We start from the raw sequence: 17242 nt of genomic DNA, 5'->3' as shown, positions 1-17242 counted from the left end.
GCTGTAGGCTAACTTCTTTAACAGAAAATCCTTCTTCAGTTACCAGTTTTACAGCGGCGATTTTAAATGCTTTATCAAATGAACGTCTTGGCATAATCTGGATCCTCTCTTTCCCTTAATTTATTGTCTAGTTTATTATACCAAGTCCATTACTTTTGTTTTTTAGCTGTCTACTTGACGGGGGGCACTTCACTAATTTCTGAACGCTACTTGTAAATACAAGATTGATATGTATTACTCTATTTTTGTGACCATAAACTCAAATAATTCATTCTTCAACTAAAATTTAGGTTTATGATTATTAGGATAAAACTTTAAGTGTGGTAGAAATTGGCTCTTCGACATTTAGTGTTGTTAGAGAAAGATACAACTGACAATTTAGTCATAACCATTTACATAGTGCTTAACTGGTTTGTTTTAGCGTTAAGGGTAATAATTGTCCCTTCTGTTTTTTGGGCAGATTTTTCTGAATGGTTTTATCGAGGGCTAAGGTTACTAGTAGCTGCTTGTCCTTGTCCATTGCTTATTTCGACTCCTGTTTCCAATAGATAATGCGGCGAAGAACGGAGTATTGATCAAAGTTGAAACTTTCTTAGAAAAAGCTGGTGAAGTAACTGCTGTTGCTTTTGATAAAATAGTTACAATTACTGAAGGAAAACCTGAAGTCGCAGAAATTCAAATTTTTCATTTTTCAAAAGAGAAAGTTATCCAGATTTTAGCTTCGTTAGAAAATCATACAACACACCCAATCGGGAAAGCTATCGTTTCTTATGGTTAGCAGATAAACGTTAAGCAAATAGAAATCAGTGATTTTAAAGTTATCACGGTCAAAGGAATATTGAAGATGGCACTGAACATGGACCACTGAAAACAATAATGGAATGATTAACCTATTCATTCCCAAACTAACACGGATTGAAGATGTATCTCTAGCGACTGTACGGCGTGTTCAGGACTGGATGAATACTTTACCAAGAAAAATTTTAGGGTACGCCACTCCTCGTGAATGCTTACTTGAAGAAATATCGAAACTTTCGCTGACTTCCGCATGAGCTTGACAACGAGCTCCTTTGTTCATGGTGATCTTTGGAGCGAATCCCAGTATTTCTGCCCAATCTGCTATGAGTAGTACCATGCCCTAGCTCATAATTGAGCACATGCTAACATGTTGCTTTTTTAGCCGATCTCAAAATGTATCAACCGTTATATAAAAAACAATATGATTTAATTTACGAGGAAATCTTAAAAGTATCAGGAAATTCTAAGTTTCTGCTCTTTTTGATTCCTCTTTTAATAACTCTTTCAACAGCTCAATTAATTACGTCAAAGAGTTTATTCATATAGAGAACAACAGAGTATACTCTAGTGGTATTTATTCTGATTGAAAAGCATAAAACATTTACGGGGGATATACATGTTGAGCAAGACTGAATTTAGAATAATAGAATATGCAAGATCAAACTGTTGAAAAGGGTGGTCCAAAAATTTGACAAATTATTGCCCATTCTTTTTACAATAAGATTTAAATTTTTTTTAGCTAACGTTTCTTACCATCATTCAGTGTAAAAGATTATGAATGGGTATTCAAAAAAACTTGCAATTCCAAGGAATAATGTTAAGATGAAAATTGAACCGGTTCAATTTCCCTCTATAAGGAGATGTGCTTATGAGTTTTGTAGACAATTTATCTGAAAAACTATTACCAATCGTTTCAAAAATGAATAGTCAACGTCATCTATTAGCAATTCGAGATAGTTTTATCATTACTATGCCATTAGTGATGGCTGCATCGATCATGGTATTATTAAATGCCTTGATTTTTTCCAATGCAACGGTTCAGCAATTTATTGATTTAAGCCCGTTAGCTGATTTAGCTGTCATTGTAAATAATGGTACGATGAGTATTTTATCAGTAGTTGTTTGTTATAATATCGGTTGGAACTTGGCAAATCACTATATTCGCTCAGAAGAAATGAATGATCCTGCGTTTAGTGCAGTTCATGCCGGCGTTTTAAGTGTTGCGCTCTTGTTTATTTTAATGCCAGTCAAAAGCATGGTGACGTTGACAGATGGCAGTACAGCTGAAGCAACCGGAGTATTCATGCAAAGTTTAACTTCTTCATCTGGTTTGGCTACAGCAATGATTGCTTCTCTAATTGGAACAGAATTATTTATGAAATTAGCTAAAATCAAAAGAATCAAAATAAAAATGCCTGATGGTGTACCACCTGCAGTAGCAACCTCATTCAATTCATTGATTCCGGAAACGGTTGTGATTTTAATTTTTGCGATTTTTGTGTTTGCCTTGAATAGATTGGCTGGTTTAGATTTTCCAAGTTTGATTGAACTAATTATTCAAACACCACTTAAAGCATTTGTTTTGTCTGTTCCCGGTATCTTATTTTTACAGTTTTTCTCTGATTTTCTATGGGTATTCGGAATGCACGGTTCTAGTATCTTGGCTCCGATTAGACAAGCACCTTTATTACAGTCGATTCAAGAAAATATGGATGCGTTTTCTGCCGGAAGAGAAATTCCCAATATTATTACAGAACCTTTCACCAATGCTTTTGGGCTGATTGGTGGTGGCGGATGTATTTTACCATTGGTAATCGCTATCCTGTGGGTCTCTAAAAGACAAGAACAACGAAAAATTGCTAAATTTGGTCTAACAACTTGCCTTTTCAATATCACAGAACCTATTATGTTTGGATTGCCTGTTGTAATGAATCCAATTTATATGATCCCATGTGCGTTGATTCCATCGGTCAATCTGGTTATTGCTTATTTCGCAACAAGTATAGGCCTTGTTGAAAAAACAGTGGCAGCAGCACCATGGATTACACCACCAGTAATTCAATCTTTTATTGCTACGGGTGGTGATATTAAGGCAGCGATTCTTACAGTTCTTTTAATCGTACTAGATGTCTTTTTATTTATCCCATTTGTTCTAGCGGCGAATAAAGCGAGACGAGAAGGAGTGAATCAACTTGGATAAAAAATATTCATATCAAGATCCAAATCTAACGATACGACAAAGAGTTTCCGATCTTATGAGTCGTTTAAGTTTAAGTGAAAAAGTCGGACAAGTGAATCAACACTTATACGGGTGGGATTGTTATGAATATCAAGGGGGGGAATTTGAACTAACAAAATCCTTCAAAGAACATGTTCGATGGGGAGAGGGGCTAGGTGCCCTTTATGGGTTATTTCGTGCAGATCCGTGGTCGAAAGTCGATTATAACAATGGAATTCCTGTACAGGAAAGTTGGAAAGTGGCCAATCAAATCCAAGAATACGTGATCAATCATTCTAGATGGGGAATACCTGCATTGATCGTTGAAGAATGTCCTCATGGGCATCAAGCGCTAGATAGTATTTCTTATCCCACAAATATCGGTCGTGGAAGTACTTTCAATACGCAGTTGATTGAAGAAACAAGCCATTTAATGGCTAAAGAATTGGCAGCAAAGGGCGTTCATATAGCATTAGTGTCAACACTTGATCTAGCGAAAGATCCACGATGGGGAAGGTCGGAAGAATGCTTTGGTGAAGATCCTATATTGAGTGCTCGAATGAGTGAGGCTGTGATTAAAGGATTTCAAGGAAACTTAATTTCAGATGAAGTCGATTTCTTAGATCAACGAGTGTCAGATATTAATAAAAGTCAAGAGCAAATTGGTGTAGTGTTGAAGCATTGCATTGCGCAAGGAGAAGCATTAGGTGGTCATAATTCAGGAACTGTTCCAATTGGCAGAAGGGAATTTGCGGATGTTTATATGCCGATCCTAAAAAGTGCTCGAAATGCAGTAGGGGTCATGGCTGCATACAATGATATCGATGGTGTGCCATGTCATGTTAATCAAACATTATTAGGACAACACTTACGTAACGAAAGTGGCTTTCAAGGATTTGTTATGGCTGACGGAATTGCATTAGACCGTCTGAGTGATGTGTATCAAGATCCGATAGAAGCAGCTGGACAAGCTCTAATTGCCGGCGTAGATCTTAGTCTATGGGATGATACTTATACTAAAATTGAAACAGGCGTCGTGAATGGTACCATTGATAAAAAACTTTTAGATCATGCGGTTAGTCGTGTATTAGCAGTAAAGTTTCTTTTAGGATTATTTGACAATCCCTTTGTCCAACCTACTGATCACAAATTATTAGTAGAAGAATCGAGAAGAATGAACGAAGAAGTAGCTAAAGAGAGTTTGGTACTTTTGAGAAATAATGGAATCTTACCATTGAATCCTAAGGGGAAAAAAATCGCAGTCATAGGTCCCAATGCTAAGAATATTTATCATCTATTAGGGGATTACTCTGCTCCTCAATCAAGAGACCAGCAGCAGAAAACCATCCTGCAAGCACTAAAAGACACAATGAATGGTGCGGAAATTATGTATGCTGAAGGTTGTGAAGTCAGAAATGAAGAAAACCAAGAACTAAAAATTGAAGAAGCACTGAAATTAGCGCTGGAAGCAGATGTGATCATTACAGTATTAGGTGGGTCTAGTGCTCGAAATTTTGATATGGAATTTTTGCAAAATGGCGCGGTCACATCAAAGGGGATTAATATGGATTCTGGTGAAAACGTTGATGTTGCTTCTCTCTCATTGGGTGGAAAACAAGAGCTATTGCTAAGGAAATTAGCCGTATTACAAAAACCAATCGTGACAATTCTCATTCAGGGACGTCCCTATGATCTAACGCTGGTAGAAGAATGTTCAGATGCAGTCCTTGTAGGCTGGTTTCCTGGCCAAGAAGGTGGACAGGCAATTGCTAAAACTTTAATCGGAGAAAATAATCCAAGTGGGAGATTAGGTATCACATATCCAAGAAACAGCTCTCAGCTTCCTGTCTATTATTATCAACGGGATGCCTCCAAACAAGATGATTACTATGATTTGTCTGGGAGGCCTCTCCATGAGTTTGGAGAAGGATTAAGCTATACGACATTTACTTATGATGAACTTGCTTATCAAAGGAATGTTGACAAACTCCAAGTATCCGTTAAAGTTAGAAATAGCGGAAGTCTTGCAGGCAAAGTGATTACACTTTTGTTTATTAAATTGCTTGATGGTTCAGTTATCCAACGGAAAAAGATGCTTAAAGACTTTTGTAAAGTGACGTTGGAGTCGAAAGAAGAAAAAACAATTGTATTCACTTTATCGTCTGATGATTTCCGATATATGGGTGCTGATGATTGCTGGCATTACAGCAAAAAAGTAAAAATTATGATCGGAGATCTTGCAAAAGAAATCGATCTTAATTAGTAGGAGTAGATTAGAATGGCGTCAATAAGAGATGTCGCGCAACTAGCAGGTGTTTCGGTAGGAACTGTATCACGCTATTTGAATGGTCAGCAACTGAAACAGTCGAATATGGAAAAAATTGCTTCTGCCATTGAAACTCTGGATTATAAGGAGAATATTATTGCAAAGGGTCTGAAAAATAACCGTAGCTTTTCGTTGGGTCTTTTGATGAATAGTATCTCTAGTCGATTTGGTTCTGAAGTTGTTTCAGGAATTGAAAAGGTTGCTGAGGAAAATGGCTATAGTTTGTTGCTTAGTGGGTTTTCGAATAGTCCTAAAAAGAATGAAGAAAAAGTAGAATTCTTGCTAAAACATGCTGTCGATGGAGTGATTGTTTTCTTATCTGGTGAAGAATGCTCTGATATCATGAAACTCACTCATGTTCATGTTCCAATCGTATCTTTGAACAGTCCGGATGTTACCAATGTCGCCGATGTTCTATTGTTGAACGACCATCAAAGTGTTTTTGACGTCATCAGCCATTATTTAGCGGCTGGACATAAAAAAATCGGTTATCTTTCTGCCCCGCAGTCGGATCATACTGCGGGAGAAAGACTTTCTGGTGCGCAAGCGGCTATGGCAAACGGTGAAGCAGAAATGAAAATCGTGGTGGGTGATTACACAAGACAAAGCGGCTATCGAGGAACGGAAGAATTAGTAGAGTGGGGAGCAACTGCAATTTTTGTCAGCAACTACAACATGTCAGTGGGGGCATTGGAATGTTTCAATCAAAAAGGATTGATCATTGGTAAAGATATTGTTTTTGGTCATTATGATTATCTTTCTGAAGCAGAACAGAGTTTGTTATCGCAAATTACCGTGAATCCGCCAGCAGAACAAATGGGTGAGAAAGCAGCAAAACTTGTTTTAGAACGAATAAAAACAGGAAGATTGGCCACTGAAAAACAAGTGGTCTTAATGGAAAATCACATACTAGGATTACCGAGGGGAGCAGAATAATGAAGGTTCAATTTCCAAATGATTTTTGGTGGGGTTCCGCAGCGAGCGGCCCACAAACAGAAGGTCGGGTAGCTGGGGACGGCAAAGGCGAAAATATTTTTGACTACTGGTATGCCAAAGAACCTGAAAAATTTTTTAATCAAGTAGGTCCAGACAGAGCATCGGAAGGCTATCTCAAACACAAAGAGGATGTTCAATTGATGGTAGAGACCGGCCATAACTCTTTTCGGACTTCGATTCAGTGGAGCCGTTTGATTCCTGATGGAACGGGGGAAGTCAATCCTAAAGCTGTTTCTTTTTATAATGATTATTTTGATGAATTGATTAACAATGGGATCGAGCCATTTGTCAATCTTTATCACTTTGATATGCCAATGGCATTACAAGAAAAAGGTGGTTGGCTCCAGAGAGAGACTGTGGAGGCTTATGCCAGATATGCAAAAACGTGTTTTGATCTATTTGGGGATAAGGTCAAAAAATGGTTTACCCATAATGAACCGATCGTTCCCGTTGAGGCTGGCTATTTGTATCAATTACATTACCCAGAAGAAAGCAATATGAAGTATGCGGTTCAAGTTGGATTCAATGAAGCATTGGCTTCCGCTTTGGCAATCAAAGCTTATCATGAAAATGAGCAGAATGGACAAATCGGCATCATACTGAATCTAACCCCAAGTTATCCAAGAGACAGCAATAATCCCGAAGATGTTCGGGCGGCAGAGATTGCGGATGCTTTTTTCAATCGGTCATTTCTTGATCCTGCGGTCAAAGGTGTTTTTCCAGAAGAACTGGTGGAAATCGTGAAGGAATTAGACATGGTTCCTGATATGCAACAAAGTGATCTCGACATCATCAAAAACAATACCGTCGATTTGTTGGGGGTCAACTATTATCAACCACGCCGTATCATGGCGAAAGAAAAGTCTGTCGATCCGACAGCAGCGCCTATGCCAGAAAATTATTTTGATGTGTATGATATGCCAGGGAAAAAAATGAATCCTTATCGTGGATGGGAAATCTATGAAAAAGGCATTTATGATATATTGATCAACCTTCGTGATAACTACGGAAACCAGCTTTGCTTTATCTCTGAAAATGGCATGGGAGTTGAAAATGAACGTCGCTTTTTAGGTGAAGATGGGATGATTCATGATGACTATCGGATCGAATTTGTTTCAGAACATTTGAAATATGTTCACCAAGCAATTCAAGAGGGTGCAAATTGTCTAGGCTATCATATGTGGACTTGTATGGACAACTGGTCATGGACGAATGCTTACAAAAACCGTTACGGATTTATTTCTGTTGATTTGGATGATGACCGCAAACGAAGTATCAAGAAATCAGGATATTGGTTCAAACAAATCTCTGAGAATAATGGGTTTTAATTGAGTAGTTATTGATTAAGATTAGAATAGTATTACAATCTTAAAATAAATAAGTTGAAGATAGCATGGTCATCTAATCGATGATGACCACGCTGTCTTCTTTTATTCTATAAATAGTTTGTTTTGTAACAGTATGATCCATTGCAATATTTTATATAGAAACTCCATTCTCAAGATTCTAAACGATGCTTTTAAAAACAAGTCGTCGTTGAGGACCTTTTGTGTATGCACTGTATAACTTAGGACACCCTTCGTAGACGCCATTTGCTCTACAAATCTTTATCCCTTGTGCTTGCCTGGCACACTTTTGATTCAGTACGTTCATGCTTGGCAATCATGGCTAAGATTTGAATGATTAAGTTTTTGATGAATTTATCCAGAAGAGGATTTCCGATTGATTCCTACATGGTCGGTAAATTGGTGACAATAAGTCGCGCATTTTTTCTTTAGATTTTTAACTGAATCGATAATCTCGTCATAATTACGTCCATGTCGATCGATGGCCTATAGAATAAAAATATCTTGCTTTCTATCAAATTTTAAGCTTCCTGAAAATAGATCGATGAGTAAACTAACTCGGTGTTTTTAATTTCCTTTATTTTCTGCTATAAATGTAACTTGGTCTAATTTTTAAAAATGGCCAATACATCCCTATGCTCAGTCCAATCATAAGTATTTGGAAGATGCCTCAGCGCCATCCTCCACTAATAAATCCAGATAAAATTACTGGTGTACCTAGAGGAGCAGAGAAACCAGGTAACATTGGTAAAACACCTGAAAACATCCCCAGATAAGCCAAAATAAATATAATTAATGGGGTTAAAATAAATGGAATAGCCAGTGCTAAGTTCATAATAATTGGCAAGCCAAAAATTATTGGTTCATTTATCCCAAACATATTTGGAATAATAGCTAGTTTTCCTAATGTACGATATTGTTCTGACTTGGCACGAATCATAATTATAGCCAGCCCTAATGTGGCACCCGATCCCATAAATAAAATTTGTGCTGATAATGCCCCAGATATAATATTAGGAATTTCTGCCCCGGAATTATAGGCTGCAATATTTTCAGTTCCTAAGGGGGTCCAGATTGGTAATAGAATGCTGAGTACAATCAGTGGACCATGCACTCCAAAAATCCAAAGAAATTGAATTAAAAACATGGCAATGAACATGGCAGCAAAAGTTCCACCTAATGAAGTCAAAGGTGCTGAAATTAATGAATAAATTAGTCTGTGAATACTTTCGAAATTAGTTAAAGAGAAGGAAAACCGGACGAATAGCCATAAAAAAGAAAGGATAAATCCTGGTATTAATGCTACAAAGGACTTAGAAATAGTTGGTGGAACGCCATCCGGCATCTTGATCACCCAACCTTTATTTACAATCGAGACATAAATTTTAGCAGACGATAAAGAGACAATAATTGCAGTGAAAAGACCTAATCCCCCTAACCAAACAGTAGGGATATTTTGAATAGCATAGGTTTGTGCCTCTATATCAAAACCATAAGGTGTAACTATCAAGAAAGAGAGTAGAGATAAAATACCTGCTGAAACACCATCAAATTCGTAAGAACTCACAAATTTATAAGCGATTAAAAAGACCGCGTACAGTGAGATTAAGTTGGTAGCTACTTCTGCTGGGATACTAGTAATCTGCTTTAAATTTGTCGACACTAAAAAGTCTTGGTAGGCCTCAATTGGAAGAGCGTTTAATAAACTACCTATAGCTCCGATTATTGTTACGGGTAAAATTCCCATTAAGCCTTTGGTAACTGCATCAATATATCTGTTTTCATGAATAGTTGAAGCAATTTTTTGAATTTTGAACTGTACTGCCGAGTTATCCATAGTTACATCCCCTTTAATTGTTTAGATCCAAACTTCGTTCTTCTTCAAGAGCTTTGTTATCAGCAATTTTAAAAAATGGATACCATATCAAGATACTAACTGCTAAACAAAGAAGCCCTACTAAAAATAGTGTAATTCCTCCTCTAAACAGTAAAACAACTAAAGCTGGTGTGGTCCAAGGAAATGAACCCGTTGGATTAAACATACTCAAATCTATTAAGAAAGCTGCGCCCCACGCAGTTAAGCCCATAAGTAACGGTCCAACAGCCATTGGAATAAAAAAAATAGGATTCATAATAATTGGCATACCAAATATCAGCGGTTCATTTATATTGAAAATTGAAGGGATTGATACTAATTTAAACATTTCCTGATAACGCTGGGATTTTGCTTTCACCATTGAAATCACTAGACCTAAAGTAGCACCTTGTCCGCCAAAACCTGATCCGCATGCAAGTCCCACTATACCAAACATAAGATAAGGAATTTCTTGCCCTGAAGTATAAGCTACAATGTTTGCCATTGAATTTGCAATTACGATTGGCGTTATTACGCTATATACAACTTGTGGATGGATTCCAAAATACCAAAAAAAGTTTGCGAGAGTTAATATCAAAATAAGTGATAATGGCGAGCCTACAATATCTTGTAGCGGAATTTGAATGAACCCTGTGATAAAAGCGAAAATATTTCCATAATCAGATAGAAATGGTGTGAACTTGAAAATTAATCGAGTAAAGAAAGCAAGAATCAGAATAACTCCTGCGATAAATGTAGGACTCAATGATTCAGAAACATTGCTGGGAACACTTTCCGGCAATTTAATAACAAACTGTTTATTGTTGAAATAAACATAGATACGTGCAACTATATAGCCAATGAAAATCGCTACAAGAATGCCTGAAGCGCCAATATATTCTGTTGAAAATGCACTTAAATCGGTTGCTGAATTCACTGTAATAGTTGCCGGGAACTCAACGATAGTATCAGTTACATCATACAACACATATTGTTGTGGAATTAAGATCAAATAACTTGCTAAAGATAATAACCCGGCAATTAATGCATTATATTCTTTGGCGTTAATCTTAATAAAGCTGTAACAGAAGGTGAATGACAAAAATAAACCCAATGTATTAATCGTAGCATTTTGAACGGCCAAAAAGTCACTATAGGCACCCACGTTTTGAAGCCAAGTTTGCCAAGCTGGAATTGGAAAAAAACCAGTAATCATTAAAATTGAGGCTCCTAAAGTAATTGGTGTCATTCGCAAAAAAGCATCAGTTAATGCCTTGAAAAAAGGACTTTTATTCATATATAAAGCGATCGGACCAAAAAATTTATCAATAAATTTTTCCATATTTTTCATCATTTTTCTCTCCTTCTATTAACTTTGAAACTGCGCCAAGCATTCCGGCATCATTGCCTAAGGCACAAGGTTTAATTTTCGGGGATCCTAGCGCGGATATCTCACTATATCGCTGAGTTAAGCTAACAAAAGCTTGATTGATTCCGGTCATTATTTCCGTATTCTCACTTATCCCCCCACCTACTAAAATTATCTCAGGATCAATTGATACGCTAATGTTCAACAATAATACCGCTACATTTTGATAAAACTCTTTAACGCTGTCTTGAGCTTCTTGATTTCCATTCTTTTCCAGAAAAAGAATATGAGAGACATCTTTTTCCCATTCATCAAAGGATTTATTTCCAATTTTTTTATTATAAATACGACAGAGAGCAGCAATAGAACCGCAGTAGAAGCTGGCAGATTCGTATCCCACTGGCTCTGTATTACCTAATCCCATAAGCATCATGCCAAATTCTCCTGCAGCACCAGTTCTTCCTTGATAAACTTGTCCGTTAATTACAATGGAACCACCCACACCGGTTCCTAAAGGGAGACACACAAAATTCAGATGATTTTTCCCAGCACCCAGCCATTTTTCTCCAAAACTAATCGCTTTGGCGTCGTTCACTAAGAGAATAGTCAGTTCTGTTTTTTCCGTCAGAATGCGCCGAACGTCGTATTGAAACAGCTTTTCAATAGCACCAGAAGTGAGCAATTGATTCTCTTTATTAATAACCCCAGGTAAACTGATACCGACACCTGACAACGTTCTCCCTTTCTTTTCTGAAAGAATAATTTGTGCCAAGTCATTTAGTACTGCTTCTGGATTCATTCGTTGAGTAGAGGATTTTCCTTTAGAAATAATGTTTCCTTTTTCATCGATTACTCCGTATTTAATGAATGAACCACCTACATCAATTCCTAAATAATACTTCATTTATTCACCTACATTTTGTAATCCATTTTTCTGGATAACATTTTTATACCAGAAGAAACTATCTTTTTTATAGCGTTTCAAATCTTTTAAATCGAAATCGTCGCGGTTGACATAGACAAATCCATAACGTTTACGAAACCCTTCATGTGTACTGATTAGATCAATCGCACTCCAAGGACAATAGCCTAAAAATTCAACACCATCTTCAATAGCTAATGACATTTGCTCAATATGAGCTTTTAAATAGTTAATCCGATAATCATCATGTATTTTTCCTTCCACAGTTAAAATGTCTTCTTGACCAAGACCATTTTCAGTAATCATAACCGGTAAATTGTACCGATTATAAATTTGATTGGCTGTCACTCGTAATCCTACTGGATCAATTGCCCACTTAGAAAATACGGTATTTTGCAAATGCTGATTGTTTTCCATTTTGAAAAAACCAGGAATTGAGAAAGCCGATTGCTGGTTTTTACCACGGTCTGTCTTTCCTTCACTTGTTTCTGGTGCAGACACGGTCATGGAGTTGTAGTAATTAAAAGCGATAAAGTCAGCTGTATTTTCTTTCATAACTTGACGATCTTCATCAGTAATTATCGGGACGGCATCTAATGATTTCAAAATACGCATGGCCATATGATTATAGACCCCATAAACTGCTGCGTCTAAAAATAACCAGTTTCGTAAGGCACTCATGTATTCAGCAGCCAACATATCTTCAGGATTTTCTGATTTTGGATATACACAGGCGATATTTGGTGCCGGACCAATTTTTCCAGAGAAATTTCCAGAATGATAGATTTTCATTACTTTAGCTTGTGCTACAAGCATATGATGGTTTTTTTGAAATACGCTTTTCCAACTTGATTTGTCTCCATCTAAAACTTTACCAGCAAAGACCAGCATATTCTGTTCATTGATTGTTTGCCAATACTTAATTCGATCACCAAAATGATCAAATAATACTTGGCAATACTGAACAAAGGCATCAATGGTTTTACGATTTTCCCAACCACCATTCTCATGTAATGAAGCAGGTAAATCAAAATGGAATACAGTGGGAATTGGTTCAATATCGTTTTCAATTAATTCATTGATTAATTCGTTGTAAAAATCAATGCCCTGTTTATTTAATTTTCCATGGGGCATGATCCGTGTCCACGCAATAGAAAAGCGATACGCTTTTAACCCTAATTCCTTAAAAAGTCGTACATCTTCTTTAAATTGATTGTAATGATCCGAAGCAACTTTGAAATCCGTTGTGTTTGGAAATGGAGGACGAATATCTTGTACGGAAGCCTCCTTCCCATCCATATTCCAGCCGCCTTCTACTTGATAGGCACTGGTAGATGCCCCCCACAAAAAGTTCTCTGGGAATTTATTCATGTTTCTCGCTCCTTTTTTATTAAGATAATCACATATTACTTGAGAAAGCGGTTTATATATATTAAAATTTTAAGAAATATGATGATTTTTTTATGTCTATTTGAGGTGATAACTATTTTTGATAAAATTAATATGCTCAAAGAATTTTTAGACTTTCCTTTTGCATTATTGAAAGATAACTTGCTTTTTTACCAATCACAAATAAACAATAATGAAATTTTGAAACATATTCCAAAAGAAACCTATTTTGAAGAAAAGCAAAATATTTTGACGAAAATATGTTTTCAAAACTTTTTTTTGATATACTTAAAATTTAAATTATATGAAAATAGCTACGTATTGATAGTAATGGTTGAGAGGCAGAAAATAAAAGAATGGCAAAATAAAGATTGGGCCTATTTTTATAGTAAAGTTCAAAGTGGAAAAGAAATTATTTGTAGCACACAAACTATTCCCAAGGTAAATACATATAAAAGTTGTTTAGGTTGTCCCGAAAATGTAATAAAGCCAAGCGAGCAGATAGTTGAAGAAGTGCCTTTGGATTTTTCTGACCAGTATCAATTTGAAAAAATTTTTCTCCAATCATTACGCAATGGCGATAGTATCATCCTAAATAAAATGGTAAAGCAATTCTCACAAATGAGGCTATCGAAACTTTCAGAATGTCCTATTCAAGAAAAAAAGTTTAGAATAATTGCCTTAATAACTCTAATAACACGAGCTGCAATAAACTATGGGGGAAATCCTACAGAGGCCTACAGATTATCAGATAAACATATACGTAAAGTAGATCAGATAGTATCTAAGGAAGAATTTAATCTTATGGTTAGCCAATTACTTGTGGAATTTTCTGTCTTAATTCGAAGTACGTTCGTTCAAATATCGACAGGAATTATAAGGGAAGCATTACTTTATATATATAGAAACGTATACAATGATTTATCGAATGAGTCTATTTCTAATGCCTTAAAAGTACATCCTGCGTATCTTTCATCTACATTTAAAAAAAAAACGGGCACATCTTTAAGAAAATTCATTACAAAGGTAAAGATAGACGAGGCAAAACATCTGTTAGTCAATACAGATACTTCATTTAAAGATATTTCTATTTTGCTTAATTTTGGAAATCAAAGCTATTTTTGTAAAAAATTCAAAGATGAAACTGGCTTTACTCCAAAAAAATTTAGACTTTTATTTTAATTTCTAAAATTACCTCATTGAAATTATTATTTAGAAGTAAATGCATTTAAAATTATAGATAAAAATAGTTAGATATGAATATTAACTGTTTTTTACTTGACAGGGAGTCACGTCTTTTAGTGTACAATGTATAAAAAAAGATTGAATCCTTGAATTCGAACATTGAGCAACATTGGCGAGATGTATTAAATGAGATCAACGCCCATCAATTGAATGGAAACCGATACTTGATATTGATTTCGGTTTGATTTTGCAAGAACTACAAAGAATACGAACACCGGGTGATGCACAGCTTTTATTGGTAGGAGCTGGACTTTTATAGTGATGAAATCAATTGCATAAAAACGACACGTTAAATTCCAATGCATGATATTTTTGGAAAGCGGTTGCACATATATTCGATGAAAGATGCGATCGGAGATGGGAATGTTTTAGGTTTCGATATAACATACTTTAAACCGCACTGGATAATCGATAATCTTATCAGTTATTTTTCTGAGAAAGACTATGAAATAGAGATTTATCAGAGTGCTGTCTATCGACAAGAGGTAGTACAGTATATTATTGTTAATTGGAAGAAGACATCTAGTGGCGCTTTGATTGCTGGAACTCGCTAAGAAAATGCCTTTCAAGCGATGCTTGCTGTATCTGGAAAACAAGCAGTTATTCACTATTACAATATCTTTAAAGAGAAAGCACCTCATCTCAATGTAGCAATGACTTTCTCACGAGATGAATCAAATGAATATGGGACTAAAGAGCAAAATGAGGCATTAAAAAAAGCTATTATAAAATATACTGAGCGGTATAACGTCCCGAGTATCCTAGATGCTAGAGACCCTGTTCGTGCTTATATGCTAGATATTACTAAGCAACTTGCGCGTAAGAAACCGTATAATCAAGGAAAATATGAACATAGATTAGATTTAGTAATCGTATCTGATCAGTTATTAACTGGTTTTGATTCTAAGATCATAAATATGATCTATGTGAATAAGATGCTTAAAGAAGAAATGCTTATTCAAGCAACGTCTCGAACCAATCGCACATACGATCGCAATAGCAAAACCCGTGGAAAAGTCCGTTTTTATCGTCAAGGTGATGAAATGCAAAATTTTGTTGAAAATGCATTACGGATCTATACGAAGGGTGGTAATGATACTCTTCAGGAGGCAGAAGTAGATACAGATGATCAACAAACGAAAGATTTAGAAAATGACGATATTTTGGCTAAACCTTAAACCCATCAAATAATCAAATATGAAGAAAAATCTTGGCTATGCAATCCGTCCAAATATTTTTTTTCAGATTGGAAAAAAACTATTGATGAAGATCGATTTAATATCGGTTTGATAGTGCTGATTTAGGTGCGAATGCTCAAGCACGTGCAAGTGTGATGATTTCTATGATTGAATTACTATCAGCTCCTGAATTTGATTTGTCTGGTGACAACGATGCTATTTCAGATATTTATGAATATTTAGTAGCCCAATTTTCTACAGTGTTAGTATCTGATATGGGACAATATTATACTCCCAAAGAAATCTCAGATATACTGGTTCAAATTTTAACTCATGGTCGAGAAGAAGATAATTTTTCTATTTATGATCCAGCTGTTGGCTTGGGTTCATTATTACTGACAACAGCAAGTTATATGAAAAACTCTCATAAACGTGGGATGATTAAATACTTTGGTCAAGAAAAAGATGCAACACCATATCGTTTAGTTAGAATGAACTTAATAATGCATGGTATTGAGTATAACGATATTAGCATCAATCATGCAGATACGTTAGAAAGTGACTGGCCAGATGGTATTATCGATGGAAAAGATAATCCACGGATGTTTGATGCAGTAATGGCAAATCCACCTTATTCTGCTCACTGGAATAATAAAGATCGTAAAGATGGTCCCCGTTGGCATGAGTATGGGGTTGCTCCTAAAAAACCAAGCTGATTACGCATTATTATTACATTGTCTGTATCACTTAGAAGCAATGGTCGGAGGTCAATTATATTACCTCATGGTGTTTTAATTAGAGGATCTGCAGAAGGGCATATCCGTAAAGCTTTAATTGATCGTAATCAGATTGAAGCTACTATTGGATTTCAGGATAAGTTATTTTTAAACACTTCCATTTCAGTTTGTGTTTTAGTGCTGAGGAAGAATCGTATGGAGTCAGATGTATTATTTGTGGACGCAAGTAAGGGATTTGAAAAGCTTAAAAATCAGAAACAATTAACAAAAGATGATGTTACAAAAATGGTTGATACGGTGGTTAATCGTAAAGAAGAAGATAAGTATTCACATTTAGTAACACTAGAAGAAATAAAAGAGAATGATTATAAATTTAACATTCCTCGTTACGTTGATAGGTTTGAAGAAGAGGAACCTATTGATATTGTTGAAGTGAGTCAGGAAATTATTAAGTTAAATGCCGAAATTGAACAAGCAGAGTCAATACTTTTAGCTATACTTAATGAATTAGCGATCACTCCGGAAACAAAAGATTTAATAGAGGCAGCTAAAGGGGTTTTTGAATATTGGAAGAAAAAAAAGTTCCTAAGCTACGGTTTAAAGGGTTGTTCAAGGATGGGAACAGTTTATATGAAGTGTTCTATTATCTTTGTTTTTTTATAATTATATTTTTTAAAAATTTTCATTTAGAACTCTTTAATTTTACTAATATAGTCACGTATTTTATGTGTTTGATTAGAAATAAAACTTGCTCATTTGTTAAGAAATGGATAAGAAATAATTATTTTAGTAAAATAAGGTCAAATTATTAAGGTGGAAATTTAAGTTCATAGAAAGGATAATCTACATTAGAAAACAATTAC

At 35.6% G+C, this 17242-nt stretch carries 12 protein-coding genes and 3 pseudogenes; 9 read left to right on the top strand and 6 right to left on the bottom strand.

Translation table 11 applies throughout. From position 1 onward, the window contains the following. Positions 1-94, bottom strand: a 94-nt coding sequence (locus tag FJU10_RS18540; protein ID WP_140966450.1) for a transposase, incomplete at its 3' end; no start/stop codon positions are given. 254 nt (positions 95-348) lie between these two features. Here FJU10_RS18540 and FJU10_RS19910 point away from each other — a divergent pair. The 6 genes from FJU10_RS19910 (at position 349) to FJU10_RS18510 (ending at position 7666) form a co-directional block, all read left to right on the top strand. Further along, positions 349-552: a hypothetical protein gene (locus FJU10_RS19910; RefSeq protein WP_411268851.1), complete on the top strand. Its 204-nt coding sequence runs from the start codon at positions 349-351 to the stop codon at positions 550-552. Positions 553-571: 19 nt separating this feature from the next. Beyond that, the gene (locus FJU10_RS19600) at positions 572-778 is read left to right on the top strand and encodes a hypothetical protein (protein ID WP_223273149.1); all 207 of its coding nucleotides are present in this window, start codon (positions 572-574) and stop codon (positions 776-778) included. A gap of 888 nt (positions 779-1666) precedes the next feature. Next, positions 1667-2998, top strand: coding sequence for a PTS sugar transporter subunit IIC (locus FJU10_RS18525; RefSeq protein ID WP_140966682.1), 1332 nt, complete (start codon positions 1667-1669; stop codon positions 2996-2998). A 55-nt stretch (positions 2999-3053) separates the two neighbouring features. Continuing rightward, positions 3054-5279, top strand: coding sequence for a glycoside hydrolase family 3 N-terminal domain-containing protein (locus FJU10_RS18520; RefSeq protein WP_140966683.1), 2226 nt, complete (start codon positions 3054-3056; stop codon positions 5277-5279). A gap of 15 nt (positions 5280-5294) precedes the next feature. Beyond that, complete coding sequence (locus FJU10_RS18515; protein WP_140966681.1) at positions 5295-6278, top strand: LacI family DNA-binding transcriptional regulator; 984 nt, start codon at positions 5295-5297, stop codon at positions 6276-6278. Next, positions 6275-7666: a glycoside hydrolase family 1 protein gene (locus FJU10_RS18510; protein ID WP_140966680.1), complete on the top strand. Its 1392-nt coding sequence runs from the start codon at positions 6275-6277 to the stop codon at positions 7664-7666. The genes FJU10_RS18515 and FJU10_RS18510 overlap by 4 nt, the downstream gene beginning before the upstream one ends. A 73-nt stretch (positions 7667-7739) precedes the next feature. Here FJU10_RS18510 and FJU10_RS18505 read toward each other — a convergent pair. The 5 genes and pseudogenes from FJU10_RS18505 to FJU10_RS18485 form a co-directional block, all read right to left on the bottom strand. Continuing rightward, a pseudogene (locus tag FJU10_RS18505) lies at positions 7740-8209 on the bottom strand (recombinase family protein); the annotation flags it as partial. Between the two features lie 145 nt (positions 8210-8354). Continuing rightward, positions 8355-9521, bottom strand: a complete 1167-nt coding sequence (locus FJU10_RS18500) for a PTS sugar transporter subunit IIC (protein WP_140966679.1) — start codon at positions 9519-9521, stop codon at positions 8355-8357. A gap of 13 nt (positions 9522-9534) precedes the next feature. After that, complete coding sequence (locus FJU10_RS18495; protein ID WP_140966678.1) at positions 9535-10890, bottom strand: PTS sugar transporter subunit IIC; 1356 nt, start codon at positions 10888-10890, stop codon at positions 9535-9537. After that, positions 10865-11812: an ROK family protein gene (locus FJU10_RS18490; protein ID WP_140966677.1), complete on the bottom strand. Its 948-nt coding sequence runs from the start codon at positions 11810-11812 to the stop codon at positions 10865-10867. Before FJU10_RS18490 ends, FJU10_RS18495 begins: the two co-directional genes overlap by 26 nt. Then, positions 11813-13201, bottom strand: coding sequence for a glycoside hydrolase family 1 protein (locus FJU10_RS18485; RefSeq protein WP_140966676.1), 1389 nt, complete (start codon positions 13199-13201; stop codon positions 11813-11815). 132 nt (positions 13202-13333) lie between these two features. On the opposite strand from FJU10_RS18485, the gene FJU10_RS18480 reads away from it, so the two are divergent. The 3 genes and pseudogenes from FJU10_RS18480 to FJU10_RS19735 all read left to right on the top strand — a co-directional run bounded on the left by FJU10_RS18480 (position 13334) and on the right by FJU10_RS19735 (position 17042). Further along, the gene (locus FJU10_RS18480) at positions 13334-14401 is read left to right on the top strand and encodes an AraC family transcriptional regulator (RefSeq protein WP_189372405.1); all 1068 of its coding nucleotides are present in this window, start codon (positions 13334-13336) and stop codon (positions 14399-14401) included. Between the two features lie 311 nt (positions 14402-14712). After that, a pseudogene (locus tag FJU10_RS18475) lies at positions 14713-15639 on the top strand (UvrB domain 3-containing protein); the annotation flags it as partial. A gap of 158 nt (positions 15640-15797) precedes the next feature. After that, positions 15798-17042, top strand: a pseudogene (locus tag FJU10_RS19735) (N-6 DNA methylase). Positions 17043-17242: the final 200 nt, after the last annotated feature.

The sequence above is a fragment of the Enterococcus sp. OL5 genome, assembly GCF_006491895.1.
Taxonomy (GTDB): domain Bacteria; phylum Bacillota; class Bacilli; order Lactobacillales; family Enterococcaceae; genus Enterococcus_D; species Enterococcus_D innesii.
Note: the sequence above shows the minus strand (reverse complement) of the source record. Positions and strands in the feature narration are given on the sequence as shown.

Coding starts and splice junctions, on each gene's coding strand:
- FJU10_RS18525 (WP_140966682.1), top strand. CDS start 1,667: ATGAGTTTTGTAGACAATTTATCTGAAAAACTATTACCAATCGTTTCA.
- FJU10_RS18520 (WP_140966683.1), top strand. CDS start 3,054: ATGAGTCGTTTAAGTTTAAGTGAAAAAGTCGGACAAGTGAATCAACAC.
- FJU10_RS18515 (WP_140966681.1), top strand. CDS start 5,295: ATGGCGTCAATAAGAGATGTCGCGCAACTAGCAGGTGTTTCGGTAGGA.
- FJU10_RS18500 (WP_140966679.1), bottom strand. CDS start 9,521: ATGGATAACTCGGCAGTACAGTTCAAAATTCAAAAAATTGCTTCAACT.
- FJU10_RS18495 (WP_140966678.1), bottom strand. CDS start 10,890: ATGAAAAATATGGAAAAATTTATTGATAAATTTTTTGGTCCGATCGCT.
- FJU10_RS18490 (WP_140966677.1), bottom strand. CDS start 11,812: ATGAAGTATTATTTAGGAATTGATGTAGGTGGTTCATTCATTAAATAC.
- FJU10_RS18485 (WP_140966676.1), bottom strand. CDS start 13,201: ATGAATAAATTCCCAGAGAACTTTTTGTGGGGGGCATCTACCAGTGCC.
- FJU10_RS18480 (WP_189372405.1), top strand. CDS start 13,334: ATGCTCAAAGAATTTTTAGACTTTCCTTTTGCATTATTGAAAGATAAC.